This is a genomic window from Natronococcus sp., from assembly GCF_047921035.1.
GTDB lineage: Archaea > Halobacteriota > Halobacteria > Halobacteriales > Natrialbaceae > Natronococcus.
Genome location: NZ_JBLRWX010000196.1, coordinates 1 through 2,335, shown reverse-complemented (window position 1 = coordinate 2,335; position 2,335 = coordinate 1). Strand labels below are relative to the sequence as shown.

4 protein-coding genes are annotated in these 2,335 nt (G+C 66.4%); 1 reads left to right on the top strand and 3 read right to left on the bottom strand.

Going from position 1 to position 2,335, the window contains the following annotated elements:
* The first annotated feature begins 585 nt into the window (after positions 1-585).
* Complete coding sequence (locus tag ACNA7R_RS20020) at positions 586-801, top strand: hypothetical protein (protein WP_293032466.1); 216 nt, start codon at positions 586-588, stop codon at positions 799-801.
* Positions 802-843: 42 nt separating this feature from the next.
* On the opposite strand, the gene gvpM is transcribed toward ACNA7R_RS20020, so the two are convergent.
* From gvpM to ACNA7R_RS20005, 3 genes are all read right to left on the bottom strand, one after another.
* Positions 844-1,137, bottom strand: coding sequence for a gas vesicle protein GvpM (gvpM, locus tag ACNA7R_RS20015; RefSeq protein ID WP_005558090.1), 294 nt, complete (start codon positions 1,135-1,137; stop codon positions 844-846).
* Positions 1,134-2,039 (bottom strand): gas vesicle protein GvpL, encoded by a 906-nt coding sequence (gene gvpL, locus ACNA7R_RS20010; RefSeq protein ID WP_416285297.1) that lies wholly within the window; start codon positions 2,037-2,039, stop codon positions 1,134-1,136. The genes gvpM and gvpL overlap by 4 nt, the downstream gene beginning before the upstream one ends.
* Positions 2,036-2,335: gas vesicle protein K (locus ACNA7R_RS20005; RefSeq protein ID WP_416285296.1), on the bottom strand; the 300-nt coding region annotated here is incomplete at its 5' end. The genes ACNA7R_RS20005 and gvpL, both read right to left, overlap by 4 nt.

The window sequence follows — 2,335 nt, the reverse complement described above, 5'->3', positions numbered from 1 at the left end:
TACCCGGCGGGGGTATCCCCGCAAACGAAACCTCGAGCGAGAACGATATTGTTATGCGTCGGCTTGTCACGTGGCTAGTAGGGCCGAACTCTCGACAGGGAGTGTATACCGCCGACGTAGCGCGTGGCTACGGGGACGAACGGTGAAGCACCGTCAGCAGTGGACCGAGTCGACACGCAACTCGTCCCGCTGCCGAGGACCGACCCCGGTCGCGAACACCGTTCCGTCGGCTGCGCCGCCGACCGGTTCGGTCCGGGATCGAACGGACCCGTTCCGGGCGGTGGGTTCGGACGCGAGTCGCCGACCGGTCGCTCGAAAGGACGTCAGTACGCCGCCGTTCGTGTCCGGCATACCGACGGTTGTCCAGTCGCTAATTCGGGTCTCGGTACCCGAACGATTCCGTTTCCGTCTTGCGATTATGGCTCGTTTACTCGGATTTTACCCCGCTTCGTAACCGCTCGAGAGGAAGGGGGATCAACCCGACCGTCGACCCGCCGGCGTCTGACAGGTAAGACGTCCATAGGGCGTCCCGATCCATCGATTACAAGCCGGATAACTACAACCGATCACGGCTACCTCACCGATATGATCAGCTGTGCCAACTGCGAGACGCCGCAGTTCCTGCAGATCGTCCAGAGCCGCGTCTACTTCGAGGACGGCGAGATGATCAACGAGATCTCCGAGAACTACGAGTGTACGCTCTGTGGCGGCTCCGGACAGTACGTCTACGACGAGGATCGCGACGAGGAGACCGTCTCCGGCGACGTCGAACTGACCACCGAGCGGCCGACGTTCGCCTGACCGGTCGCCTCCGCTATCGGGGGCTCCGGTCGGGTGGTTCCGTCACTCGAGTTCGTCTCGCTCGCGGCCGTTGACGGTGATCGACTCCCGATCGTCGTCGCGTCCTCGGCCGTACTGTCGCCGTTCGACCGCTCTGGCTCGGCGGTCGACGTCCCACTTCTGGAACAGTCCGTACTCGGTCATCGTCTCCATTCCGGCGATCGCCGCCGAGAGCTTGATCCCGACCAGCGGCACGTCCGCGACCGAGATGATCACGTCGGCCCGGAGGATCGCCCCGTCCCTGAGCACGACGTCGAGCACGTCCACCAGCGCGTCCTCGTCCTTTCGCGGTCTCATGGCTGTCGTCCTCCGTCGGTCGTTCCCTCGCCGCTGCCGAGTTCCGGTGCGAACGTGTACGGCGGCCACGGCCCCGTAAACCGGACCTCGAGCCCGTCGGTCGCCGCCACCTCGTCGAGTATCGAGCCGATCGCCCCCTCGTCGTCCTCGTGGGCCAGCAGCGTGAGCCGACACAGCGTCTCTCCATCCCCGTCGCGCTCGTCTGTGACCTCGTCGGAGAGCGACGCCGAGGGCGAGCGCTCGAGGGAGTGGATCTCGCGGGCCACGGTCGCGAGGCGGTCCTCTAAGTCGTCGGTCGCCGACTCCCGGCGGTTCGCCCGCACCGCGGCCAGGCGCTGGTCGAGTTTCTTCTCGAGCAAGAACGCCGTCCCCTCCTCGGAGTCGTCGATCTTCTCGTGAAGCTCCTGGAGACGGTCGTCCCGTTCGATCAGCGTCTCGTCGTCGACGGGGTCGACCTCGACGACCTCGACGCGGTACTCCCAGTGGTCGGCCAGTCCGGAGAGGGCGCGCTCGAGGGTCGCTCGTTCGTCGTCGATCCACTCGCGAACCCGGTCGTCGTCGCCCCGGAGGATCGTGTCGAACTGGAACGGGATCGGCGTCCCGAACCGCTCGCTGGCCTCGTCGATGACCGTCTGGTGGCGGACGAGCCAGCGTCTGACCTGGGCGAGGTCGGCCGAGTCGTAGATCCCCTCGCAGGCGTGGACGACCGCGCCGATCCCGTCCTCGACGACGATCGAGACCGGCTCGTCGTCGATCCCGGTGAACTCGAGGGTCGCATCCGCGTCCGCCCGCACGAGACAGTAGAGGTAGCGCCCCTCGTCGATCTCGGGGACGTCGTCGGCGTCGACGCCCGGCTCCCGGTCGGCGCCTTCGGCTCGATCGTCGTGGCCGTCGGAACTCACTGCTCCTCACCTCCGAACACGGAGTAGCCGGGCTTGTTCGAGGCGGTCGTCTCGCCCTGGAGCTGTTCGATCGCGTCGGTGACCAGCCCGTCTAGCTCGCCCCGGAGGTCGTCGACGCCGTCCTCGATCCCCTCGTCTTCCTTGAGCTGCTCGATCTCGGCCTCGATCGTCGCGAGCTGGCCGCCGAGGCGTTCGATCTCCTCGTCGGTGAGATCGCCCGATTCCATGCGTCGAACGGCCTCGCCCTCGAGGGCCTCGATCAGGATCTCGACGACGGCGATGACGAGCGTCAACAG

Coding starts and splice junctions, on each gene's coding strand:
- ACNA7R_RS20020 (WP_293032466.1), top strand. CDS start 586: ATGATCAGCTGTGCCAACTGCGAGACGCCGCAGTTCCTGCAGATCGTC.
- gvpM (WP_005558090.1), bottom strand. CDS start 1,137: ATGAGACCGCGAAAGGACGAGGACGCGCTGGTGGACGTGCTCGACGTC.